23 protein-coding genes are annotated in these 25,339 nt (G+C 45.2%); 11 read left to right on the top strand and 12 right to left on the bottom strand.

The window, feature by feature from the left end; all coding sequences use genetic code 11:
- Complete coding sequence (locus BSR11_RS12805; RefSeq protein ID WP_072670737.1) at positions 1–582, bottom strand: acyl-homoserine-lactone synthase; 582 nt, start codon at positions 580–582, stop codon at positions 1–3.
- A gap of 410 nt (positions 583–992) precedes the next feature.
- On the opposite strand from BSR11_RS12805, the gene BSR11_RS12810 reads away from it, so the two are divergent.
- The 4 genes from BSR11_RS12810 to BSR11_RS12825 all read left to right on the top strand — a co-directional run bounded on the left by BSR11_RS12810 (position 993) and on the right by BSR11_RS12825 (position 2,952).
- Positions 993–1,487: an acyl-CoA thioesterase gene (locus BSR11_RS12810; RefSeq protein WP_004396713.1), complete on the top strand. Its 495-nt coding sequence runs from the start codon at positions 993–995 to the stop codon at positions 1,485–1,487.
- Between the two features lie 219 nt (positions 1,488–1,706).
- Positions 1,707–1,955, top strand: coding sequence for a DUF3297 family protein (locus BSR11_RS12815; RefSeq protein WP_072670738.1), 249 nt, complete (start codon positions 1,707–1,709; stop codon positions 1,953–1,955).
- A gap of 118 nt (positions 1,956–2,073) precedes the next feature.
- Complete coding sequence (locus tag BSR11_RS12820) at positions 2,074–2,325, top strand: DUF2999 family protein (RefSeq protein WP_072670739.1); 252 nt, start codon at positions 2,074–2,076, stop codon at positions 2,323–2,325.
- Positions 2,326–2,700: 375 nt separating this feature from the next.
- Positions 2,701–2,952 (top strand): hypothetical protein, encoded by a 252-nt coding sequence (locus tag BSR11_RS12825; RefSeq protein ID WP_072670740.1) that lies wholly within the window; start codon positions 2,701–2,703, stop codon positions 2,950–2,952.
- Between the two features lie 298 nt (positions 2,953–3,250).
- On the opposite strand, the gene malG is transcribed toward BSR11_RS12825, so the two are convergent.
- The 3 genes from malG to malE form a co-directional block, all read right to left on the bottom strand.
- Positions 3,251–4,141, bottom strand: coding sequence for a maltose ABC transporter permease MalG (gene malG / locus BSR11_RS12830; protein WP_004396716.1), 891 nt, complete (start codon positions 4,139–4,141; stop codon positions 3,251–3,253).
- 11 nt (positions 4,142–4,152) lie between these two features.
- The gene (gene malF / locus BSR11_RS12835) at positions 4,153–5,730 is read right to left on the bottom strand and encodes a maltose ABC transporter permease MalF (RefSeq protein WP_072670741.1); all 1,578 of its coding nucleotides are present in this window, start codon (positions 5,728–5,730) and stop codon (positions 4,153–4,155) included.
- A gap of 78 nt (positions 5,731–5,808) precedes the next feature.
- Complete coding sequence (gene malE, locus BSR11_RS12840) at positions 5,809–6,990, bottom strand: maltose/maltodextrin ABC transporter substrate-binding protein MalE (RefSeq protein WP_072670742.1); 1,182 nt, start codon at positions 6,988–6,990, stop codon at positions 5,809–5,811.
- Between the two features lie 712 nt (positions 6,991–7,702).
- Between malE and malK the strand changes: the two genes are divergently transcribed.
- Positions 7,703–8,824, top strand: a complete 1,122-nt coding sequence (gene malK / locus BSR11_RS12845) for a maltose/maltodextrin ABC transporter ATP-binding protein MalK (RefSeq protein WP_072670743.1) — start codon at positions 7,703–7,705, stop codon at positions 8,822–8,824.
- Positions 8,825–8,879: 55 nt separating this feature from the next.
- Here the strand turns inward: malK and BSR11_RS12850 are convergent, their stop codons facing one another.
- Complete coding sequence (locus tag BSR11_RS12850; RefSeq protein WP_072670744.1) at positions 8,880–9,782, bottom strand: DMT family transporter; 903 nt, start codon at positions 9,780–9,782, stop codon at positions 8,880–8,882.
- A 95-nt stretch (positions 9,783–9,877) separates the two neighbouring features.
- Between BSR11_RS12850 and BSR11_RS12855 the strand changes: the two genes are divergently transcribed.
- Together BSR11_RS12855 and speG are read left to right on the top strand one after the other, a co-directional pair.
- Positions 9,878–11,296 (top strand): aminotransferase-like domain-containing protein, encoded by a 1,419-nt coding sequence (locus BSR11_RS12855; protein WP_072670745.1) that lies wholly within the window; start codon positions 9,878–9,880, stop codon positions 11,294–11,296.
- A 99-nt stretch (positions 11,297–11,395) separates the two neighbouring features.
- Positions 11,396–11,923: a spermidine N1-acetyltransferase gene (gene speG / locus BSR11_RS12860; RefSeq protein WP_072670746.1), complete on the top strand. Its 528-nt coding sequence runs from the start codon at positions 11,396–11,398 to the stop codon at positions 11,921–11,923.
- Between the two features lie 104 nt (positions 11,924–12,027).
- Here the strand turns inward: speG and BSR11_RS12865 are convergent, their stop codons facing one another.
- The 4 genes from BSR11_RS12865 to BSR11_RS12880 form a co-directional block, all read right to left on the bottom strand.
- Positions 12,028–12,636 (bottom strand): 2OG-Fe(II) oxygenase, encoded by a 609-nt coding sequence (locus BSR11_RS12865; RefSeq protein ID WP_072670747.1) that lies wholly within the window; start codon positions 12,634–12,636, stop codon positions 12,028–12,030.
- A gap of 207 nt (positions 12,637–12,843) precedes the next feature.
- Positions 12,844–14,499, bottom strand: coding sequence for a dihydroxyacetone kinase subunit DhaK (locus BSR11_RS12870; RefSeq protein ID WP_072670748.1), 1,656 nt, complete (start codon positions 14,497–14,499; stop codon positions 12,844–12,846).
- A gap of 329 nt (positions 14,500–14,828) precedes the next feature.
- Positions 14,829–15,470, bottom strand: a complete 642-nt coding sequence (dhaL, locus tag BSR11_RS12875; RefSeq protein ID WP_072670749.1) for a dihydroxyacetone kinase subunit DhaL — start codon at positions 15,468–15,470, stop codon at positions 14,829–14,831.
- Between the two features lie 3 nt (positions 15,471–15,473).
- On the bottom strand, positions 15,474–16,466 hold the full coding sequence (locus BSR11_RS12880) for a dihydroxyacetone kinase subunit DhaK (RefSeq protein ID WP_072670750.1): 993 nt from the start codon (positions 16,464–16,466) through the stop codon (positions 15,474–15,476).
- Between the two features lie 340 nt (positions 16,467–16,806).
- On the opposite strand from BSR11_RS12880, the gene BSR11_RS12885 reads away from it, so the two are divergent.
- The 4 genes from BSR11_RS12885 to BSR11_RS12900 all read left to right on the top strand — a co-directional run bounded on the left by BSR11_RS12885 (position 16,807) and on the right by BSR11_RS12900 (position 21,295).
- Positions 16,807–17,898 (top strand): glycerol dehydrogenase, encoded by a 1,092-nt coding sequence (locus BSR11_RS12885; RefSeq protein ID WP_072670751.1) that lies wholly within the window; start codon positions 16,807–16,809, stop codon positions 17,896–17,898.
- 94 nt (positions 17,899–17,992) lie between these two features.
- Complete coding sequence (locus BSR11_RS12890) at positions 17,993–19,882, top strand: sigma 54-interacting transcriptional regulator (protein WP_072670752.1); 1,890 nt, start codon at positions 17,993–17,995, stop codon at positions 19,880–19,882.
- A 127-nt stretch (positions 19,883–20,009) separates the two neighbouring features.
- Entirely contained in the window at positions 20,010–20,246 is a 237-nt protein-coding gene (locus tag BSR11_RS12895) for a hypothetical protein (RefSeq protein ID WP_072670753.1), read from the top strand.
- 299 nt (positions 20,247–20,545) lie between these two features.
- Complete coding sequence (locus BSR11_RS12900) at positions 20,546–21,295, top strand: substrate-binding periplasmic protein (protein ID WP_072670754.1); 750 nt, start codon at positions 20,546–20,548, stop codon at positions 21,293–21,295.
- Positions 21,296–21,379: 84 nt separating this feature from the next.
- Here the strand turns inward: BSR11_RS12900 and tdh are convergent, their stop codons facing one another.
- The 3 genes from tdh to BSR11_RS12915 form a co-directional block, all read right to left on the bottom strand.
- Entirely contained in the window at positions 21,380–22,414 is a 1,035-nt protein-coding gene (tdh, locus tag BSR11_RS12905) for an L-threonine 3-dehydrogenase (RefSeq protein WP_004396757.1), read from the bottom strand.
- Complete coding sequence (locus BSR11_RS12910; protein ID WP_072670755.1) at positions 22,411–23,607, bottom strand: glycine C-acetyltransferase; 1,197 nt, start codon at positions 23,605–23,607, stop codon at positions 22,411–22,413. Before BSR11_RS12910 ends, tdh begins: the two co-directional genes overlap by 4 nt.
- Positions 23,608–23,982: 375 nt before the next feature.
- Positions 23,983–25,239 carry an SGNH/GDSL hydrolase family protein gene (locus BSR11_RS12915; RefSeq protein WP_072670756.1) on the bottom strand — a complete coding sequence of 419 codons (1,257 nt, stop codon included), beginning with the start codon at positions 25,237–25,239 and terminating at the stop codon, positions 23,983–23,985.
- Positions 25,240–25,339 lie beyond the last annotated feature (100 nt).

The following is a 25,339-nucleotide window of genomic DNA, read 5'->3' on the forward strand; positions in this document are numbered from 1 at the left end:
TTAAGCGCCGACACTCTCACGATACCGCTCATTCATTGGGATAGATAAAGCGACAGAGCGCGTTGAACCGAGTACATGTACTTGTTGATTGCCTAACCTTTCACAAGGAATACCCAAGCGTTGAATGAGTTTTTCGACACCAACCGACGTTACGGTTACATAACGAGTAATATGGCGTTGCTGCGCATGGTGGTACAGCGATTGAAACATCTTCATCGTCACGTTACTCACCCCGCCAGCCAGTGCTGAGAACTCCTTATCTACCGCAAAACGGCTCAATTCATACACCTGCGAATCTCGCGGTGCAGTCATCGCCCCAAGTAACTCTGGGAAGGTATTTTTTAACATATAATCCGAGGTGGTCGGTAAAATTCGCCAACAGCCGACAACCTGTCCTTGTTCTCCCTTCGCATATAAGTAATGCGCTTGGGGTATATCATACTCATCGCTTTCTAAACCACCTGCGGTTTTTAACTGCCAATTAAGACGCTGATAAAAAACCTTATAGCGTAAGCTTAATAATGCAGCATAGTCTTGCTCAGGCAATGTCGTAAATGAATGGCTGTAAATAGAAATGGTCATAGGACTTCTCCTTTGGTTAATGGAGAAATCACGCTATACAAACTTAACACTCAAGAAACCTGTTCGATCGAACAGTTACATCATGTATCTTGATCCTCTATGATCAGCTCAGCTGAATTACTAGCAATCAGTTGGCAAATTGATTAGGTACATACTTCAAAAAATTCAATTCGTACCGTGTAAAAACCCCCTCTTTAGAGGGGGTTTTTATTGCGCCCAAGATATCCATCCCGTTGATACTCCACTGGATAGTAGAGCCGCCAAATGCGTATCACAACGCTCAGAGCATTAGCTATTTTACCTTATCGGTATCGCGACCACTTCACAAAGCCAAATGACGCTAAGATACGCTTCGTATGATCTATAGTAATCTTATCAAGATAGCGATAGTCACATTAAGGAATGTATACATGAGTTTTGGCAAACGAGAGATAACCCTACGCTTTTTAGCGGAACCTGGCGATGTTAACTTTGGCGGTAAAGTTCATGGCGGCGCGGTCATGAAATGGATTGACCTTGCCGCTTATGCGTGCGCTGCTGGCTGGAGTGGTAAATATTGTATTACCGCTTATGCCGGTGGCATTCGATTTGTGGCCCCAATCCATGTGGGTAACTTGGTTGAAGTCAACGCCAAAGTCATCTACACAGGTAAAACCTCTATGCATGTCGCGATCGATGTGCAAGCCAGCGAGCCGACCGCACTAAACAATCGCCTCACAACACACTGTATCGTGATTATGGTTGCCGTCGACGAACAAGGTAAACCCACCCCAGTGCCAGAATGGCAACCCACCTCAGCTGAAGACATCGCTTTACGTGAGTCAGCAATACGTTTAATGAATATGCGCACCGAAATTGGCGAAGAGATGGAAGCTCACGTCAAATACCTAAAACCCAAAACCTAAGCCTCACTCTAATGGCAAAGAAATAGCCAATCCCTTATCGGTTGTCGTGTACCTAAACACCTTAGCGTTGTCGGTAGAGGGTTGGGACGAAGAAATACAGCGAGTGGTCGATGGCTACACACTGCAGCAGCTGCAAATAAGCGGAGATAAACGTGGCTTGAACACTCCGCTCGCACTGTCTACAATAGCGCACTTTTTCGTAACTTCAGGTCACATATGATGAATGACATAACCGCAAAACCAGCCTTACCCGATCGTCTAGCCAGTAATTCTCGTAGCCCTTTCTTTGTCGCAGAATGCTTTGATCATGCGATTGGCATTCGCTTTAACGGCAAAGAACGCGGTGATGTAGAAGAATACTGCATTAGTGAAGGCTGGATTAAAATTCCTTCCCCTAAAGCGAAAGATCGTTACGGTAATCCGATGCTGATTCAACTCAAAGGTACGGTAGAAGCGTATTACGTATAATACTCTCGCTATTTATGCGTTAAGAAAGGCAACATTCATCCCGATGAATTCGAATCGGGATGAATGGGCCTGACATGCATGGATAAGCCAGAGAAGAGAAGAAAATAAAGGAGATCTCATGAATCCAATTATAGCCCTCTTAAAAGAGCACGCGATCAGCGACCAACAAATCAATGACGTATTTCAAGCGCTGACCCAAAATCCGCTCGCGGCAATGGCCACCATCAGCCAACTGGGTTTACCTCAAGATAAATTACAACTTTTGCTCGCTCAAGTGATGCAAAATCCAGCGTTAATTAAACAAGCCGTCGAAGAGCTTGGCTTAGATTTTTCAAAAGTCGAAGAAGCACAAACCAAACTTCGTAGCTAAGCGTTTCATCGCCTTTTTCTCGTTCCACCTCAAAGCAACATTCAAAGACCTATCCATACCCAGACGACTTGGAGTTGCAGGAAGGCGGCAAGTGAGTCAATCCCCATGAGCATAGACAAACGATGTGATTGGGGTGAACGAACGCAGCCAACACCGCTGCAACTTCAAGTACGAAGAGTATTAAGACATCCACTGTCATTGAAACGTCATATCGCTTTGCTTTAATTGGTCTGTAGCACCGATAATACCCGCACAACTGACGCCAATATCAGGTCATGATAAAGCGGCTAAACTGGGCTGAGTCCGTGTTCTATCCCGAGGAATGAACGTACTCTTATCCCCGATAGAGGTTAAATAATAACAACGAGAAAGACCATGTCCTTAACACTCGATAAAATTACGCTCAGTGAGTCAACCCTAATCGATGCAAAAGCAGTTGAATATCAATGGGTTCGTTCGTTGTATGTCGAAGGCTACTCTGCCCACGAGATTAATCATTATATAAAAACCTGTTTTGGCGGCGATGACACCTTTGCCGATCTGTTTCGAAAGGTGGCTCTAAAACAAGAAAGTTTATATGTCCTTTTGCAATACATGAGCTGCGCTCCCTCGACTCGAGAGCTGTAACCCGCGATACAAAATCTTCGAACTACCTCGCATCCAAATGGCATTCTGCTGTTCGTTCTCTGCTTATTGTTTATCATCTTCATCCGTAGCGAACTTGGCAAACGTCAGGCATAAAAAAACCTGAGTTAAACTCAGGTTTCGGTTACAAAAACTGTTAGTCATGAAGCTAGTAAGGAATAGAGCTAACAGCCAGCTATGCGTAACGCCAGAACTCGTATCCAACTCAACTGATCGGCGGCCAAACCAAAAGTGTTGAGTCGATACAAAATGGGCGACCTGATGGTCGCCCTTATTATTGTTATCCTTTCACACCGCCAGCGGTTAGGCCTCCAACGAGCCAGCGCTGTGCAATTAAAAAGACCGCAGTAATAGGTAATGCTGACAATACCGCCGCCGCAGCGAAATTACCCCACAAATAGTTTTGCGGATAAAGGTATTGTTGCATTCCAACAGCCAACGTATAAGAGTTTACATCAGATAGTAATAAAGATGCTATCGGAACTTCACCAACGACCATGATGAAAGATAAAATAAACACTACGGCTAAAATTGGCACCGATAATGGCAGCAAGACCAATCTAAACGCTTGCCAAGGTGTCGCACCATCCAACGCCGCCGCTTCTTCTAACGAACTATCGATACTTTCAAAATACCCTTTAATCGTCCAGACATGTAACGCGATACCACCAAGATAAGCAAAGATCAAACCGCCATGGGTATTTAAACCTAAAAACGGGATGTATTGACCTAATTTATCAAACAACGCATAAATGGCGACCAAAGCCAATACCGCAGGAAACATTTGAAAAATCATCATCGCTTTTAAGATGGTTTCTTTGCCCTTAAAACGCATCCGTGCAAACGCATAAGCCGATGTCGTCGACAGCGCCACTATAAATACCGAGCTTATTACCCCAACTTTAACCGAGTTCCACAACCAAGTCAGGACTGGGAAAGGAGGCGGAATCACCGTACCGTCGGCGTGCGTCACGGTCATACCTAATGCTAATTTCCAGTGCTCAAGTGACGGCCGATCGGGGATCAGGCTGCCCGTCGCAAAGTTACCCTCTCGAAATGAGATAGCAATAACCATTAACAATGGAAAAATAATCAGTGACAAAAATGCCCATAACGCGATGTGTGAGGCCCACACTCGATATTTGAGCGACTTTCCTTGAACCATAGCCATATTCTTCGCTCCTATTTGGTTTCTGATACTTTGGCAAAACGTAAATTAATGAGTGCTAAGGCGCCGACCAACAAGAAGATGAGAGTCGCAATCGCACTAGCCAGACCAAAGTCTTGACCGCCCGCGCCTTCAAACGCGATACGATAGGTATAGCTCACCAATAAGTCGGTATAACCAGCAGGCTCTGATGTACCAATCATATTAGGGCCACCCTGAGTTAATAACTGAATCATCACAAAGTTATTAAAGTTAAAAGCAAAGCTGGCTATCAGCAGTGGGGTTAATGGCTTAATCATCAAAGGCAAAGTGATACGAGTAAAATTGTGTACAAAGTTCGCACCATCAATTGCCGAAGCTTCATAGAGATCATCAGGAATCGCTTTCAGTAATCCCATACATAAAATCATCATGTAAGGGAAACCAAGCCAAGTGTTAACGATCAACACCATGGTCTTCGCCAAGAAAGGATCCGAGAACCAAGCCGGGCTTATGCCAAAAATGGCTTGCAGCAGCATGTTTATTTCACCAAAACTTTGGTTAAATAATCCTTTAAAGATCAGGATAGAAATAAACGCAGGGACAGCGTAAGGCAAAATTAACAGCACTCGATATACCGCACGACCTTTTAACGACTCCCACTGCACCAAGCTCGCCAATACCAAACCAATCACCAAGGTAAAAGCGACGGATAACACCGAGAAAACGATAGTCCAGATAAAGATGCTGATGAAGGGTTCTTTAATACCATCATCTTTCCATACTCGCTCAAAGTTATGCGTGCCGATTGACACGATAAATCCGGGAGACACTGTCGGACCGACAAACTCACCTTGTTCGTCAATCACCTGATAAAAACCGATCTCCATGTTCGGACGTAACCATTCACCGGTTCGATTATTGAACAGTGTTTCGCCATCTTCTTGCACCGTGTACAGGGGCACCACACCAGCAAATTGGCGTAAGCCACTCATCCGAATATCAATGCCTGATGGGAAATGCAAATCAATCCCCGATAAGGTACTGCGATAACCAACAATGGTGCGTACCGGCTCAGGCTCACCGAGTGGGCTCTCAAGCGGAGCAAGATACAAATCAGTAGGGACAGAGCCTGTTAGAGGAAAGCTTTCGGTGATATACCACTTATCACCATCTTGCACAGCGATGCGATAACCATCATCCAGCTTATGCAACGTAAAAGGATAGCTATCACCACTTTGATAAGTACGATTTAGTAACACCGTCTGCGCCCGTTCAAAGGAGAGCTGATTTTTAGCGCTGTAGTTGGTAAATGCTAAATTGACGGTATAAGCAAGAGGAAAGAGGATAAATAGAATCATCCCTGCGACACCGGGATAAATATAACGATGAGCATAGGTCTTCTTACTGCCGAAAATATACAAGGCTAAAACAGTAAGAACCAGAGTAAGCATAGCGAATGCGAGCTCACCGCGAGAATACATTAAAATCGTTGTATAGCCATTTACGATACCTACTGCACTTAAAACGGCCCATTTAAGGATCGAGCCTTTGCTGATTGATCGTATTTTGGCTGAAACTGATATCGCCTCTGTACCTTGAATTGACTGCATATAACAACCTGCTAGCGAAATGAAAACTGAGAAAATAAGGAGAGGTTACCCTCTCCTCAAAAGTATTACTGAATGAAATTATCGCGTCATTTGTCTTTCTGCATCCGCCAATGCGGCATCAACGGTTTGACGTCCATCAACGATATTGATGATAGCGCTCTTCGCCGCTCCCCAGAAAGCATTCATCTGTGGGATGTTTGGCATCACTTCACCATTTAACGCGTTATCCATGGTTGCGGCGATACGAGCATCAGAATCTAGCTCACGTTGGAAAGAGTTCAGTGCAACAGCACCCAATGGTTTATCGTTATCCACCATACGTAAACCTTCGTTGGTCAGCAGGTAGTTTTCCAAAAACTCCACCGCAAGGTCACGGTTAGGTGAAGCGGTGCTGATCCCAGCGGTTAATACGCCAACAAACGGTTTTGAAGCTTGACCATTAAATCTTGGCAGCGTAGTCACACCATAATTGATGCCTGAACGTTCAATGTTGTTCCAAGACCAAGGACCGTTAATGGTCATCGCAGTATTACCTTGGTTAAAGGCAGCTTCAGAAACTGAATAGTCCATATCGGCAGAGATGATGCGTTTATCGACTAACCCTTTTACAAAGTTCATCGCATCTTTAACACCTTGTTTAGCAATACCAGCGTCTTTAACATCGTAACCACCGCCAGTGTACTTAAAGGCATAGCCACCATCAGCAGCCATCAGTGGCCAAGTGAAGTAAGGTTCTTTTAAGTTCCACATAATCGCAGATTTGCCTTGCTTCTTCAGTTTTGCGTCAAGCTCAGCCACTTCTTCCCAGTTCTTTGGCGGATTAGGAACCAAATCTTTGTTATAAATCAGCGAGAGAGATTCAACGGCGATTGGGTAACCAATCAGTTTGCCATCATAACGAACGGCATCCCATGCAAAATCAACAATACCGTCTTTAATGCGTTGTGAAGGTTTAATTTCAGCAAGTAAACCCGCTTCGGCATAGCCACCAAATCGGTCATGCGCCCAAAACACAATATCAGGACCATCACCCGTTGCCGCCGTTTGTGGGAAACGGTCTTGCAAACCATCAGGGTGAGCAACGGTAACTTTAATCCCCGTGTCGGCTTCAAATTTCTTACCAACTTCAGCTAGGCCGTTATAACCTTTATCACCGTTGATCCAGATTGTGAGTTGTCCTTCTTGAATAGCAGCATTTGCACCAAATGAGCCAAGCGCAACCAAAGTGCTTAGCGCGACAGTGCTTAGGGCATTTTTCATCTTCATATCCTTGTTATTTGTGTTGTAGGGCGAACACCGATTGAGGTTTTGCCGTATTTCGCCATCTATCATCAGCAAAAAACGGGGCTTGCTCATCCTCCTACTCCCTACGCCCTAGCCATTATGGCCTAGTTTCGTGATCTACATCGTCACTGGTTAGCGATCATAATCACAAAAAAAGCATTGACTGTGATGAAGTTCAACTTCATGACAATCAATAATTTGAACTGGATCTATATGATGGTTTTATCCCCTCCTCCGCCTCATCCTTCACTACTCCCCCCATAAAAAAGAGTGACGGGAGGATGTAAGCAAGCACATCATCAAGGAAACTAAGCACATCCAAGAGTGGATGGTAAGAACCCTTTCCAGTATCTATTGCAGTGCTGGCTTGCATTGCCGAATGGGTTTGCTGTCATAACTTGAGCGTTCGTGGTAATTATTGTACGGGGGAGACGTTCAAGCATGGCGGGGGAAGCAAACTGATTCTTGGCTTTGATGGGTGATGCTCTCTACAAATGATGTATTTGTAGGCATCACCCTTTCTTTTCTTACTGATGAAATGAGAGGTAATGCAGCATCGCTGCTGAATCATCGGCATTCACCATGAAAAATGATTCACCTTAACGTATTCCTACTGTTATTGCCTGCAAGATAATTCATATAATGATAGGCAGTAATCATTAAAAAATCTTGACCGAGGACGAGCGACATGGCGAGTGTCACGTTAAAAAATGTATGTAAAGCTTATGGCGATGTATTGATTTCTAAAAATGTTGATTTAGAAATCCCAGAAGGCGAATTTGTCGTTTTCGTAGGTCCATCAGGTTGTGGCAAATCCACCTTATTACGCTGTATTGCCGGCCTTGAGGAGATCACGTCGGGCGATCTTTACATTGGCGATCAACGCATGAACGATGTTGAACCATCAAAACGCGGCGTCGGCATGGTATTTCAATCGTATGCCCTTTATCCGCATCTTAATTTATACGACAACATGTCGTTCGGGCTAAAACTAGCCAAAGCCAGTAAAGCGGATATTAGTCAACGAGTGGAAAAAGTGGCGGATATTCTGCAACTGAGCCACCTATTGGATCGTCAACCCAAAGCGCTCTCTGGTGGCCAACGCCAACGGGTCGCGATTGGTCGAACGCTCGTCTCTCAACCAAACGTTTTCTTACTCGATGAACCACTGTCTAACTTAGACGCTGCGTTACGTGTGCAAATGCGTTCTGAAATCACCAAACTACAACGTAAACTCGGTTGCACGATGATCTACGTCACCCATGATCAGGTTGAAGCGATGACCATGGCCGATAAAATCGTTGTTTTAGACGCAGGATACGTCTCTCAAGTCGGTAAACCTTTAGAGCTCTACCACTACCCAAAAAACCGTTTTGTAGCAGGATTCATTGGCTCTCCGAAAATGAACTTTATGAGTGTCACCATTGAAGAAGCGGAAAAAGATCAGGTCAAAGTAAAGCTGTCCAATGGCGTTACTTTCTGGATCCCCGTTGATGGCACGACGGTTACCGCAGGTGCTCGTATGTCACTTGGTGTACGTCCTGAGCATTTGTTAGAGCCAAAAGAGGGTGATGCTCAAATCGATGGCAAAGTGATGATTGTTGAAAAACTTGGTAACGAAACCCAAGTGTATATGAACGTTAAAGGCTCAGACTCTGACATCATCTACCGCCAACCAGACACGCTCGATATCGAAGTCGGTGATACGCTGACGATTGGTCTGCCCGCTCATCGCTGCCATTTATTCCACAGTGATGGCCGTGCATGTCAACGCTTACACCAAGAAAAAGGCGTCGTGATTGAGCGTTAAATCTCGTCCTTGCAGACAACGGTCTGAAACCGTTGTCTGCCACATGCAAAATAACTTAATTTTCCAATATTAAGCCTCGCTTTCGTCCCCATAGCTTCGGCTTTTTGACGACAAAGTACACCGCTAACGCGGTTAATATAAAACCTAATATCCCCAATCCATCCAATGATTCATCAAACGCAAACCATGCCTGAATCGCCGTCGTCGGCGGAACCAAATAAAAAATAGAGGCCACATTGGATGAAGCACCATGCTCGACCATGTACAGCAAAAGTAAAACGGCAACACATGATAAAACAACGACTAACCAAACCATGGTCAACACAAACGTCGTCGTCCATTGAATACTCATACTTTCAACCTTAATCGCAAGAGGAATAAATAGTATGGAAGCCGCCATGTATTGCACCAAGGTTCCCCCCAATAGATCAATCTGTTGACAAAATCTTTTCTGGTACAAAGTGCCAACAGTGATACCAAACAAAGAGAGAAGACACATTCCTATCGCGGCCCATTGCTTCTCTTCTGATTGCCACTCAAGGTTACCGAGCAAGACCAAGCTGATGCCGACAAATCCTATCCCCAGCCCAATCCATTGACTAACAGTAAAACGTTGTGGCGTCATGATAACCAACAGCAAAACGGTCATCACAGGTTGAGTACCGACTAACAATGAGGTTAACCCTGCCGGCATGCCCCAATAAATCGCCTGATAAGTTCCGCCCAAATACAATCCATGAATCAGTAAACCAGCAACACTTGCGTGCCATAGTGCTTTCCCTTTTGGGATAGATTGCCGTTTAAAAAGAGCCAGCAAACCACCGAATAAAAGTACCGTTAACAGCATACGTAAGCTGAGCAATGTCATAGGTTCAGCATAAGTCAGCCCATAACGAGCCCCCACGAAGCCTGAAGACCATAATATGACAAACAGAAAAGGGATCATTTTAATGAACATAGAAAATCTCTCGCCATGAGGATAACAATTACGCTACTTTAATTGGGTACAGAAAAACAAAAAGGCACAGTTTCCATTATTTCAACGGGTACAGAATGGTCAAAATTTGCAAATATAGACAAGTGGAAGCGTATTTACGCCACGCCATTGAGCAACGTTTGTTTAATCCACACGAAAAACTGCCATCCATTCGTGAATTAGTCCTTGCCCTATCGGTGAGCAAAAATACCGTCATTCGAGCCTATCAGGTGTTGGAAGCTCAAGGATGGGTATACGCTCAGCCACGAAGTGGTTACTGTGTTTCGCCACCACCATCATCGTTAGAAATCAGTAGCCAAACACCTCGCCAAGTCGATTTGTTGTCAATGTCGAAAGACATTCTGGCCAATCCAATCAAGCAATATGAAATGCCAGCAGGTTCCGCACACCCGAATATCGACTCTAGTGCCATTCGTAGTTTGTATGCACATATCGGACGTCACAGCCGTAAACAAACGCATATTCCCAGTCACTATCAACTGCCACCGGGGAATAACCAACTCGTAAAACAGCTAGCAAAACTTTCACAAGAGAGCGGTATTTTTGCCCAGAGTCGAGACATTGCCATTACTCATGGAGCGCAACAAGCCATCAGCTTAGCTTTTCGAGCGATCACTCAAGTGGGAGACATCGTGGCCGTCGAGTCGCCTTGTTATTTTGGTACCTTATTGTTAATCGAGTCTTTAGGGTTAAGAGTGGTGGAAATACCCAGTCACACAATAACTGGAATTAATCTGGATGCACTGGTTGATGCTTTAGAGCGCTGGCCAATCAAAGCACTATTGCTTACGCCCAATTTTACTAATCCAACTGGGGCATTGATGCCACTGTTACACCGTAAAATGCTGCTAGAAAAAACACCCTCGCTGCCAATCATTGAAGATGATGTCTTTGGTTATTTAGGTTTTAACGCTCCAATCCCCAGCTTAAAAAGCTTGGATAACCACGATAGAGTTATTTATATTAATTCGCTTTCTAAAACGTTAGATTCTCGACTTCGAATTGGCTGGATAATTGCTGGACAATACATGGAAAAAATAGACAAGATTTTACTCAGTGAGAACATGGGCAGCCTAAATTTAATACAATCAGCAGTGGCTGAGTTTCTCTCTTCCGGTCAGTACAAAACTCATCTTGCTAAAATGCGCCGCCTATATCAATATCGCCAGCAAAAGTTTACCACCATGTTGAACCAAGCATTCAATGGCCAACAAGCATTACAGGGACAATACCACCTCTGTCATCCAGAAGGTTCCTTTTTAAACTGGCTAACACTACCGTCTCATATCGATACTTACGAGCTCTACCAACAATGTCTACCCAAAAAAATCAGCTTCTTGCCAGGGCATCTATTTGCGACCCAACATCAATTCACTCATTGTATTCGCTTTAGCGTGGCAAATTTGAATGATGAAAAAAAATGGCAACTTAGCTTAAATCTTCTGGCACAGATGATCACGGCTCAACTAAAATAAAGATAAACCGAAGTAAATCATCTTAGTTCGCAGAGATCTGCCCCCATTAACCACTATGATGTACAGTGAAATACAATAAAAGAATAATAAGGATTATCCATGAAACACCAGCTATCTCTTAGAGCTTTAGAGCGCGGCGACTTGCGCTTTATTCATAATTTGAATAACAACCGCAACATTATGTCTTACTGGTTTGAAGAGCCGTATGAATCGTTTGATGAACTGGAAGAGTTGTACAACAAACACATTCATGACAATGCAGAACGGCGTTTCGTGGTTGAGAATCAGCAAAAAGATCTGATTGGCTTAGTCGAGCTCATCGAGATTAACTACATCCACCGCAGTGCTGAATTTCAAATCATTATCACTCCTGAACACCAAGGTAAAGGTTACGCACAAACCTTAATTCATCGTGCGCTGGATTACTCTTTCACCATTCTTAATTTGCACAAAATTTATCTGCATGTTTCGATTGAAAACGATAAAGCGATTCATCTATATGAAAAATGCGGGTTTATTGAAGAAGGGCATTTAGTACAAGAGTTTTTCATTAATGGTCGTTACCGAGACGTCAAACGGATGTACATTCTGCAAAGCGATTATTTAAAAAAAACCTATCCAGAATAAACGTCCAACCTGTACTTACCTTGCAGCACAGCGTGACTCTTTATGAGCGTAGATAGACTTAGGTAATCATTGCACGAAGCGCATCCGTCGCTTCGTGCTTATTGCTAACGAGCAATATCCAAGCGGTTTTCGGTTACCCCGTTAGTTCGAAACCAGCCCGCGATACTGATCCGCTCCGCTTGAGTCGGCAACACTTCATGAGGAAATTTCTCCGATAAAAACACCACTAAACGACCTGAAATAGGCGCAATCGTCTCAATCAGCTGATCGTTCAAATCATAAAGTTTTAATTCTCCACCATCGGCGGCGCACCAATTAGGATTCATGTAAAACACTGTCGTTAGCTTACGATTTTCATTACCGCGAAACGCATCGAGATGTTTTTTATAAAAATCACCGGCTTCGTATTTCGCAAAATGCGCTTCGTATTCAAATAATCCTAAAAAGAAGTCTTGATTCACTTGCTGGCGAATCTGCTCCATCCGCTCCAAATAATCTTGTATTGGCTGCCCCATCGATTCTCTCAGCCATTGAATCTTATCACTGCGGATCTGGCTAATTCGCTGGGCTTCATCTTGCCGGCCGATACGTGCTTGCTGCCAACTTTCAGGAGCGCAAGATCGTAAACGGCTGACTTGATCGGGCGTTAAAAAATCATCCCACACATACCAACCTTGCTCCGCTATCGCGTCCAGCAACTTCTCTAATCCCATGATGTTCACTACTTAGTTAATGAACCATGGGTTATAACCAGACTCGGTTAGCCGCACAAATCACGATGTTAATCCATAAGGATAATAATCGTTATCGTTGTCAATAATAGGCGTAACACAAGGATGCGAGGAATATTGAGTTGCTTCGATAATAAAAAACCACCGGAAAACCGGTGGCTAAGATAAAAAATCGCTAATCGCTAAAGCTTAACGATTCAGCTTGGTCAGCGCTGCAAAGACGCTTTCGACCGCTACCGCACCGGGGTCTTTAACACCACTTAAACTGTCACTGGCTAAATAAGACGAGCGACCAGCATTAGCTTTGTTCATTAATGCGGTGGAAGCACTGCCTTGCTCAGCAGCGCTTGCCGCTTCGGTTAGGCTTTGCCCAGCGACTAACGCTTCCAGTGCTGGCTGCAGCGCATCAATCATGGTTCTATCACCCAACTCAGCGCCGCCGTACTGTTTCATTTTATTTAATCCCGCCACTAATGCCCTCGCCAGTGGTTGCCCTTCACTCATCTGCTGACCCGCAGCGGTAAAGAAAATCGATAGTAACACGCCACTTGAGCCGCCCATCACGGTGGCAAGGCGCTCGCCCACCACACCTAATAACTTATCGACTTGCGCGAATGGCAATTGATTCGCTTGACTCTCACGATAGACTTGTCGTGCACCAGCAGCAAAGGTTGAGCCGGTATCGCCATCGCCAACTAAACTATCGAGACGATTAAGCTCACTTTCATTAGCGATCAAGGTCTGGCAAATACAGTTGACTATCATTTGATGCTCAGCATGCTCGGAGGCTTGATAGTGCAGTTGATCGGCTTGCTTTTCGACTGCGCGACGCGCCACATCATTGACCGCTAAAGGCGTTGGCCAACTGCTGACCTCGGTTGGAGCCAATAATGCCGCTTCCAGCTGCGCATCTAAATGCAGTAATGAGATAGAGAAGCCTTTCATGTCCAACGCCGTCATCAAGGGCGCTGGACCCACTAAATATTGGATTGATGGCGCAAGAGAAGAATGACACAGATCGCGCGTTAACAAACTCATTTCAAGATTGGATACGCCACCCAAGTTATTGAGTAGCACCGCGACTTTATCATCACTGGTTAACGGATAAGCGCTCAGCAGCTTTTCAATCATCATCGCCAGAATATCGCGGCTATTTTGCGTTGCTAACACCGAAACGCCAGGCTCACCGTGAATGCCTAAGCCTAGCTCAGCATGACCCGCTTTGACTCGCTCACTGTGCGTTTCACCCGGTAAATGGCAACTGGAGAGTGCCACGCCAATACTGGCGGTGCGTTGAATCGCCACTTGCGCAGCTTCAGCGACTGCAGACAGTGATTGACCTTGCTCCGCCGCATAGCCGGCCACTTTATGCACAAATAAGGTACCAGCCACACCACGAGGCTGCTTATTATCGGGCAAGGCAATGTCATCACTGACCATCACCATTTCAACTTGATAACCGAGACGCTTAGCTTTTTCTGCCGCTAAACCAAAATTTAATCGATCGCCGGTGTAGTTTTTGACAATCAACAAACAGCCCGCTTCACCGGTCACTTGAACAATGGCATTAAACACCGCATCAACACTGGGCGAGGCAAACACATCACCGCACACCGCGGCGGTCAGCATATTCTTACCCACAAAGCCAACGTGAGCCGGTTCATGGCCCGAGCCACCGCCAGAAATAATCGCTACTTTGCTTTTATCCCAATCACGGCGAACCACGATGCGAATGTGTGGATCGATATCCAGTTGCTCTAGGTTTTGCCAAGGGCTGGTTAATACCGCCCCTTCAATCGCTTCATTTACCAATTGCTCTTTATTATTAATAAAAAATTGAGTCATCACGTTATTCCTTGGATTGAAAGTAAATCAACAGCTTCGATTGTGCGGATGACAGCTAGGATCAACAAAAAAATTTTCACGTTGCAAAATGAAACAGGATTAATTTCGCGATTGATTCATAATGAAACACCATTGACGCTCGCTTTTCTTAGAGTGTGAGCTTAGGCGAGATGACGTGAAAGCCATTTGCTCCCTAGCCTCAAAAGTTGATGCCGCGCCAAAACGACTCAGCATAACAGATAGAGAGCAGCAGAAACGACCAAGCAGCCGATACGAGCGCTGCTTGATTTAGATAAGAAATGGAATAAACGGACTTAAGAGAGAAGATTCTAAGAAGCGCAGAGATGCTCAAACGCTTGCTGTAAACTGGCGATCATCACTCGGCTTGACTCAATACCAGGGTCCAAATAACCGCAGCTTTGCTCGCCTAAGTAGGCCGCTCTACCGCGCTTAGCGGGCAGAGCAATCGAATCACGAGCCGCTTGCTGACAGGCCTCATTCAATACCGTGAGGCTTTGCGCCATAGTGTATTGACTAGCCACGCAGCGCTGTAACGTTTCTGTCGCCACATACCAAATGTCGTATAAGGTTTTATCTTGGTACTGCACATAGCCGCGCGTTTTCACTCCCTGCTGGCCATTCAATAACGCTCGATAAAGATCATCGACACTGAGCGCGGTTTTACCTTCCACGCTGTGCGCCGCTCGCTGAAATAAGGTGTAGTACAAAGGCCCGCTGGCCCCGCCAACGCCGGAAAGAAACACAAAGCCCAAATTTTGCAATAAATTGGCAATACTCATGTCGGCTAAACTCGGCAATTTGCTGACCAATAACGTACAGCCACGCTGAATATTCACGCCGTGATCGGCATCGCCAATTTCGGCATCCAGCTGATTAAGATATTCACTGTGTTGGAGTAAATTTTGACTGAGTAACTGTAACCAGTGATAGACCATCGCTTGGCTGAGCATGGTTTATTTCCCCCATTGCCAATAGGCGGTGTCTACCGGAGCTTGCCAACAAGATAAAGCCCGATCATCAAGGGTGAATAGGCTCACAGAGAAAGCATTCGGATGCGCCCCACGACAGACCGCTTGCGCAATGGTCTCGACAATGGTCATCTGGCTCTGGGTTAATTGTTGAGTGACCCATTGACAGAGATGGTCTAACTGCTGCTGATTTTGCCCACTTAAGCCATTGAGTAATAATAAATACTGCGGTTCTGCCACTGCAGCCGTAGTGATAAACTGCTGCTGCCAATCATGGGTTGCACTCGACCACTGGATTTGCAATCGAGCGCGCTGTGACGCGTTCGCTAGCTGCTGTTGCAGATGTTGCAACACTTCGGCAAACGTCCCCGAGGTTAACTGCATTATTCCTTGCTCATTGTGCAACCCCACCCCGACTTTGATCTGCTCAAGTATTTGATCTGGCTCGGGAGCTTGAGCCCCGACAAACCCCACGCTAATAGTATGGCATTGTGCTGTCCATTGCCGCGCTTGCTCAGTCAACACGCTCAGTTGCTGTTGACTAGACAATCCCGAATCAGCCAATTGCAAACTGTAAGCACCTAACAGTTTTTGTAATATGACAATTCCCGCTAACCCTTTGCCACCCATCATGCAGTGCGCGGGTAAAGGAGCACAATCATCATCGACCAGACAAAAATCCACCTGATAGCCTTGCTCGCTTAGCCACTCGGTGGCGAGTTGAAAATTCAGCACGTCACCTGTGTGATTTTTTACTAAAAACAAGATAGGAGTCGAGGATAGAAAATGCTCTTTAACGTGCTCCGTAATTTGCAGCGCTGATGGCGCGGTGAAATGCTCACCGATACACGCAGCGGCCAACATACCTCGGCCAACAAATTCACTGTGCAAAGGTTCGTGGCCCTGCCCACCGCCGCTAATGACCGCGACTGGGGAAGGAGTATCATTCAAAAAGCGGGGATCAAACACATTATACACAGACAGCACTCCAAAGCATTTTTAGTCAAAAACTCTACCATTAGCGCTAAATTAAGCAATTTATCAATCAAAAGTTTCATTATGAAACCACCAAAGCCCTTAAAGTGTTTCATAGTGAACCAGTTGAGTTAAATTTGTGAACTGTGTCTTTTCTTGTTTAACGAGAGGCAGCGAAAAGCAATGAAATGTGAAACAGGGATTTGATTGGCGATCCGATTGGCAAAACTGATTGCCAAGCCAAGCCTAACCACTTACTACTAGAGCCAACCGAGCTTGGCATCTCTTCTCACCGTCAGGCTCACTATAAAAATGATTCATACATAGAATAAGGATCAATAACGTGGAAAAAATCTTAATCTCGCCCAGTAAATACATTCAAGGTAAAGGCGCTATCCATCAAGTGGCTCGCCATGTCACGGGCTTTGGTCAACGGGCTTTCGCCATCACTGACCCTATGGTACTCCCGCTGGTTGAAGACAGCCTAGCCACTCAGTTTGCTGGCCTCGACATGCATCTCACCTTATCGCCTTTTCACGGTCAATGTAGCCGTAATGAAATTGAGCGCTTAGTTCAGGTCGCCAAAGAGGATCAAGCGCAAGCGCAAGTGATTATGGGCATCGGTGGCGGCAAGGCGCTTGATACCGCGAAAAGTGTCGCTTACTACTTGGGTTTGCCTGTGGTGATCATTCCTACCATCGCCTCAACTGATGCGCCAACCAGCTCACTGGCGGTGATCTACACCGAACAAGGTGAGTTCAGCGAATATCTATTCTTCCCTGCCAATCCGAATATGGTGTTGGTCGATAGCGAAATCGTTGCCAAAGCTCCGGTACGTTTATTGGTGGCAGGAATGGGTGATGCACTCGCCACTTACTTTGAAGCGCGGGCAACCATTGCCTCTGGTAAGGCGACCATGGCAGGAGGCCTCGCCACCAAAGCCGCTTTTGCGATTGCTCAAACCTGTTATCAAACGCTATTAGAAGATGGCTACAGCGCGATGATGGCTGGTAAACAAGGTCTGGTGACTCAAGCGATGGAAAACATTATCGAAGCTAATACGTATTTAAGCGGAATCGGCTTTGAAAGCTGCGGACTGGCGGCAGCCCATGCGATTCATAACGGTTTAACGGTATTAGAAGAGTGTCACCACCTTTATCATGGTGAAAAAGTCGCGTTCAGTACCCTAGTACAACTGGTATTAGAGAATGCCCCTAAAGAAGAGTTCGCCCAAGTGTTGGCTTTCTGCCGTCAAGTAGGCTTACCGACTAATTTACACGAAATGGGCGTCACCACTATCGATTTGCCACAAATCATGGCGGTGTCAGAAATGGCCTGCGCCGAAGGCGAGACCATTCATAACATGCCATTTCCCGTGAGTGCCGACCAAGTGTATGCCGCGATCCTTACCACCCATGCCTTAACCACCGCCTAACGGTACTATTTATCCCCCATCTTGCTTGGGGGATTCGTTTTTTGACGAGCTTCTTGTTACCATATCCTCAGCCTCCCTAGCCGCAGATGTATTTATGGTTGCCGATACCTATAAACAATGGAAAATTTTTGTCGATACTGGCTGGTTACCGGTTAAAGGCCAGCATGCTGAGCTCTATCAACAGTGGCAGCAAGCAAGCCAATGTTGCCAAGCTAAATCTTGGCAACCGCCAAGAACGCTACGAGGCTCAACGCTTAACGAGACTTTGCAATCACAGCAAAATTTACTCTGTTTTACCCAAAGAGTCTTAGATGCCATCACCGAAAAACTTCGCGACCCCAATTGGTTATTTTGCATAACCAATGCACAAGGGATTACCTTACACCTACAAGGGGCGGCAAGGCTTAGCCAAGCGCTGTCAAATCTCGGCTTAAGCGTCGGATCCGATTGGACAGATAAACGGATCGGCAATCATGCTATCGAGCGCTGTTTAATCACGCATCAAGCGCAACTGTCAAACGGAGCCGAACATCTCAGTAAAGCGCTGCATCCTTGGTTTTTCTCGGCAGTACCCATTTTTGATCCCATGGGCGAGTTGCTAGCCAGCTTGACTCTGATCAGCGAAACCCAACAACATAGTATGATGATTGATGCATTAATCGAGAGTGCCGCCCGGGAGATTGAAACCCTACTCAGTTCAGAGCTGCGCCTGACCCAAGCCAATACCTTATTAACCCAGCGTGATGTACTATTGGAAGGAATAGAGCAAGGCGTGGTCACTTGGCAAGCGTCTGGCTATGTGCAGTACATTAATCACTGTGCTCGGCAATGGCTAGGTTTAGATGAAAGTCATATTGGCCTCCATATTGAGGCGTTATTTCATTTTCCGCCCGTGGTAGAGCAAGCGTTAGCCGACAGAACTAAACTAGAAAAAGTCGAAGTCATGGTGGATTGTCAGCAACAATTGCTGAAAGTGATCCTCTCACTTAAGCCACTCAGCAGTGGTGAAGTGATGGCGCTGTTTCATCCCAGTGAACCACTCCCTCAACAGCATGAACGTCATCTTATTGGCGGCGACTATTGGCAGCCGAGCGAAAACTTGTGGTTATTGGAAGGCCACCCATGTCAGCAACGCATTGAAAAAGCGGCCAAAGTCTCAGTGCCGGTACTACTGCAAGGTGAAGATGGCGTCGGTAAACTCTCGCTCGCGTTGGCTATTCATCATAAAAGCCAGCAGCGCCTCGCACCACTGATGATTATTGATTGTGCAGCTTTACAAGCGGAACAATTAGCACAAGCACTACTCGGGGATGACCAGCAAAGCCAACCATCGAAATTTGAACTGGCTTACAATGGCACGCTGATTTTAGAACACATCGAATACCTGCCACCTCATTTACAAGCTAGCTTGTTGGCGATTTTAAAAACCGGATTTCTCACTCGCTTACACAGCCAGCAGGTGATTCCGGTTAATGTGCGGGTGATTAGCACCAGTAGTGCTGATTTAGATAAGTTAGTCGAATCAGGGGTATTTAGCCGTCAATTGTATTACGCGATGCAGGGCATTGAGATATGTATTCCACCGCAGCGCGAAGCTATTGATTATACCCGCACCTTAATTGCACATATTGTTCAGCGAGCGAATTGCACGCTTACCGCAGAGGCTTTGCAAACACTACTGGATTATAGCTGGCCCGGCAATCGCAGTGAATTACTGAGTGTGATGGATAAAGTGCTACTGAGCTCGACGCATCGTATTATCCGCCTTGGCGATCTGCCCGATAGAATACGCCGACGCACGGACCAAGCGCAGCCCATTCAACGCCTTGAGTTAATAGAAAAAAACGCCATTATTCATGCGTTAAAACATCATCAAGGTCACTTACAACAAACCGCCAAAGCTCTGGGGGTTGGCCGCACTACCTTGTGGCGTAAGATCCGCAAATACGAGATTGATGAAACCGCGATTGTTGAATCTTCTTAGCTAACGATCAGATAGGTCTGATATCAATCGTCTTCAATCGATATAAACTGGCACCAAATATGCTTAATAAAAATAATTCAGCGCTCACTCGTCATCATGCTGAATACTACCTTTAGAGGAAAGCATTATGGGCCATATCTATAAAATTGAATCTTACAGCGAAGAAGCGGTGCGAACACTGGCTCAATTCATTCAAGCCAAGGGCGGTAAATGCTGCATTGCTGGATTTGCTGTGATCACTAATCACCCTTTCAAAGAAAGAGACGCCGGACGTTTACTGCCATTGATTGGCAAAGTCACCGATAATCTCACTGAATGGGATAAAACTCAGTTTGAAGTGCTGGATAATCAGATCGCTTGCTAACGGATTCATTGCCACCGAAAGCTACCGTATCGAGCCGATGTGCTTTAACCAAACCGGAGTGGTTAACGCACATTAGTTATATAACTTAACGCAAGCCACGACTTCTTAATCAACCAGGCGATATGCAACAGTTTCATCTTGCAACGCAGATTGCACTATCACCTCTCAAACCTACCTCTCGCACCTATGACTTCACTGTTTCATTTTTCATCTGAGCGATGGTTTGGATAACCTATAACGCACTATGCGTTGTTCAGAATTCACTATAATAACAAGACTATTATTAATGAGCATGGATTATGTCGAATAGAATATGGGTTCTACTGGTTTTATCCTTAACAAGCGCATCCACGTTTGCCAAACCCTCGATGACGATTGTTTATTATGACTCTTTTCCGCCTTACTCTTTTCGAGATGAAAACGGTAACATGGCGGGGATTTTTATCGATATTGCCGATCAGGTTTTACAAGATAAAATGGGTATTTCCGTACTTCACAGAGGCTATCCATGGGCCAGAGCGCAGAAAATGGTCCAAATGGGAGAAGCTGACGCTTTTATCACCGTCGCCACACAAGCGCGGCAGGAATACACTAATGTATCGAGTACACCTGTTATTGTTGGCCCCATGAACTTGTTTGTTAACCCAACTAACCGCAATCTTGATCAGATTGAGCATATCCAAACAACGGAAGATCTAAGCCCTTTTTTAATTCTGGATTATCAAGGTAATAATTGGGGTAATCAGCATTTTCCTGAAGATAAATTTCGCCGGTTATTAACCTCAAACTTATCCAATACCTTAACCATGTTGGCTCATGGTAGAGGAGATGTTATCGCCACGGACAAAATCGTAGCGGACTATTTAATGGCTCAGTTAAATCTGCAAGGATTGATTATCGAGCTGCCAATCATACTGACTGAAGTAGAATTTTCCTTATGTATTGGCAAGAGTTCACCTTTTAACAGCCTACTCCCTGAATTTAACCAGCAAATGGCACAATTCCGAGAGCAGGGTCATGTCGACACTGTACTTGCTAACTACAGGTAGAAGAATATATTTCAATCAACGCATTAAAAAAGGAGCTCCATCAGCTCCTTTTTAGTTAATACGGACAACGTTAGGCAAGAAAATTTACGCTTGCCAATCAAGGATGACTTTGCCAGAAGCCCCGCTACGCATGGCATCGAAACCCTGTTGGAAATCATCGACCTTGAAGTGGTGGGTGATAATTGGCGTTAAATCTAAGCCAGATTGAATCAGGCTCGCCATCTTGTACCACGTTTCGAACATTTCGCGACCGTAAATGCCTTTGATGACTAAGCCTTTAAAAATCACTTGATTCCAATCAATCGCCATCGATGAAGGTGGAATGCCTAGCAGAGCGACGCGTCCGCCATGATTCATGGTTTGCAGCATCGAACTAAACGCACTTGGCACTCCAGACATTTCAAGGCCGACATCAAAGCCTTCTGTCATGCCGAGTTCATTCATCACATCTTCAAGCTTTTGCTCCGCCACATTAACCGCTCGCGTTACGCCCATTTTGCGCGCTAAATCTAGGCGGTATTCATTCACATCAGTGATTACCACGTGGCGCGCGCCAACATGTTTCGCCACCGCCGCCGCCATAATACCGATTGGACCTGCTCCAGTTATCAGCACATCTTCGCCCACTAAATCAAACGATAAAGCCGTGTGCACCGCATTACCAAACGGGTCAAAGATAGACGCAAGATCATCAGAAATACCATCGGGGATCTTAAACGCGTTAAACGCTGGGATCACTAAATACTCTGAGAATGAACCGGTGCGGTTCACCCCTACGCCAATGGTATTGCGGCAAAGGTGAGTACGACCGCCGCGGCAATTACGGCAGTGACCACAAGTAATATGCCCTTCACCTGAAACGCGATCCCCTATCTCAAAACCGCGAACTTCTTGACCAATACCAACCACTTCACCAACGTATTCATGGCCCACCACCATCGGCACAGGGATGGTTTTTTGTGACCATTCATCCCAGTTGTAAATATGCACATCGGTACCACAAATGGCGGTCTTTTTGATTTTAATCAGTAAGTCATTATGACCCAGCTCTGGCATATCGACTTCGGTCATCCAGATGCCTTGCTCTGGTTTTAACTTGGCTAATGCTTTGATTTTCATTTGATAAGCCCCATCTCATGGCCGACTTGAATAAAGACATCAATCGCTCTATCGAGCTGCTCACGACTGTGAGCCGCTGACATTTGCGTGCGGATACGCGCCTGACCTTTTGGCACCACCGGGAAAGAAAAACCAATCACGTAAATGCCTTTGACTAATGCACGCTCAGCAAACTCAGCAGCCACTTTCGCATCACCAAGCATAATCGGGATGATCGCATGATCAGCGCCGCCCATGGTAAACCCCGCCGCTTCCATACGAGAGCGGAAATACGCCGCGTTACTCCACAGTTTATCGCGTAATTCACCACTTTCAGCTAACAGATCCAAGACACGCAGAGAAGCGGCGACAATCGCTGGTGCCACGGAGTTTGAGAAGAGATAAGGACGTGAACGCTGACGTAACCAATCAATCACTTCTTTCTTACCGGAAGTATAACCACCAGAAGCGCCGCCCATGGCTTTGCCTAGCGTTCCGGTAATAATATCAATTCTGTCGATAACGTTATGATATTCATGCGTACCACGGCCATTTGCGCCCATAAAGCCCACCGCATGGGAATCATCCACCATCACCAAAGCATGGTATTTATCCGCTAAATCACAAATCGCTGGCAAGTTCGCCACTACGCCGTCCATAGAGAAAACACCATCGGTGACAATCAGCTTATGCCGTGCGCCCGCTTGGTCAGCAGCAATCAGCTGCTGCTCCAACTCTTGCATGTTGTTATTGCTATAACGAAAACGCATCGCTTTACATAAACGAACGCCATCAATGATCGAAGCGTGATTAAGCGCATCAGAGATGATGGCATCTTCTTTATCAAGTAGCGTTTCAAATAGCCCGGTATTCGCATCAAAGCACGAGGTATAAAGAATGGTGTCTTCTTTGCCAAGGAAAGCAGACAGCTTCTCTTCAAGCTGCTTATGGATATCTTGCGTACCACAGATAAAACGTACTGAAGCCATCCCGAAACCATGCGTCGCCATACCTTGTTGACCCGCTTCAATCAAAGCCGGATGGTTCGCCAAACCAAGATAATTATTGGCACAAAAGTTAAGTACTTCTTGACTGGTTGAGATAGAAACCGCCGCTTGTTGCTGTGAGGTGATCACGCGTTCAGATTTATAGAGGCCTTCCGTTTTAACATCATCCAGCTGTTGGCGTATTTGTTGATAAAAATCACAAGACATTGCATTTTCCTTATTGGTTGCCGTTATCTCCAGCAGATTAGATAGTTAGTGTAATAGAAGCCTATGGATGGGATTATCTCGCTTTGCGGAAAACCATTCATGAACTCAATTCACAAATAAGCATTATTAACTAATGAAGACAGTTAAAAGTAGTCAACCACAACATATACCCAAACAACTTGGAGTTGCAGGTAGGCGGCAAGTGAGTGAGTCCCCATGAGCATAGATAGACTATGTGATTGGGGCGAACGAACGTAGCCAACACCCCTGCAGCTTCAAGTCGGAAGGGTATAAGCGATCCAATAAAAAAGCCTGAAGATACAAACGATCTTCAGGCTACATCGAGCTTAGCGATAATGATAGATACTGAGAATATTAAAAATTAAAATATTGTAATCCATTACCCGGCGCTAACAGCGTTTGCGAAATATAGCGATGAGTCGCTGTGGTTGGATGGGTGACATCCCAAAATACAAATTTGTCTGCACCATCACGAGCACAGGTATTGGTGATCGGATGACGATATAAATAATCCGCCGCAGAAGAACGGGTGAGATTCAAGCAAGGTTCACTGGCATTGGTAAAGCCATGCTTTTCCGGTTCAGCGACCATTGAATCAAATAGTGCGTGAGTATCAAACAGATGAATAGCGTAACCTTGTAAAATATATTGTGCTGCTAACTGTTTTAACTTGGTGTTCAGCGCATTGATTTTACCTTGAATCAAATCGATTTCAGCTGGTGTCGAATATCTAAACTGCGGAGCTTTAGTTACATCCGGTAACGTCATCATTAAGATATTTTGCGCGCCAGATTGCGTTAAACGTTGTAATGCTTTCGTAAAATCAGCCGCAACCTCCGCAACGTCTCGGTTATAATTCATAAAATCATTGAGACCGAAGACCAACGTATATAAGGTATTTTCCGGACGGTAATTTTGTGCTTTACCCATGTACTGTAAATAAGAATCTACTTGTCCAGTCACTCCAGTTAAAGCCACATATTGATTCGCTCCGGCAGCACCACCAACCGCCCAGTTATAGACTGGCATATTTTTAGACTGAGCAAGGTATTCTGTCCAAACCAACCCATTAGAAAAATGTCCTAAAAACCAGCTATTTGGATTCGGGAAACGCCACTGCGCGGCATTAAAAATATTGCCCGTATCCGATAAACTATCACCGAAGGCGACGATCTTGTTTATTTGATTAGCCTGCATGACAGGATCATTCGACCAAATCGTATGGTTTAATGAGAAACGATTATCCGCCGCATAAAAAGTAATATCCGCATTATCATGATTAATGCTTAAAGTGTGTTCGCAGCGCTGACGAATGGTATTTTGTGAGGTCTGAGTATAAAACATATTTTTTAACCCAACCGAGCTCCACCAGTATCCTGGCAAGGTAAAATAACTGCCATCATTATTTGTCGCCCATTGCCAATCCGTTGCCGGATCGTCAGTACTATGGCTAGTACGATACCAGCAACGCACATAGGTATAAGTTTGTCTACCTGTAGGAGCCACTGAGTAGTTTGCCTGCACAGTTTCAGGAATAGCAAAAGTGGGAGTAGGAGTAACCGATGTACCAATAGGTAAAGTTACACTTAAAAGAAACGTTAATATATTCATATTTATACCCCATGTGTATACGGTAGATAATTAGTACATCATTATCTGATTAGTGAATTAAAACATATTAACCTGAGTTATATGACAATAAGTAGTGACT

Origin of the sequence: Vibrio injensis (genome assembly GCF_001895205.1) — a bacterium.
GTDB lineage: Bacteria > Pseudomonadota > Gammaproteobacteria > Enterobacterales > Vibrionaceae > Vibrio > Vibrio injensis.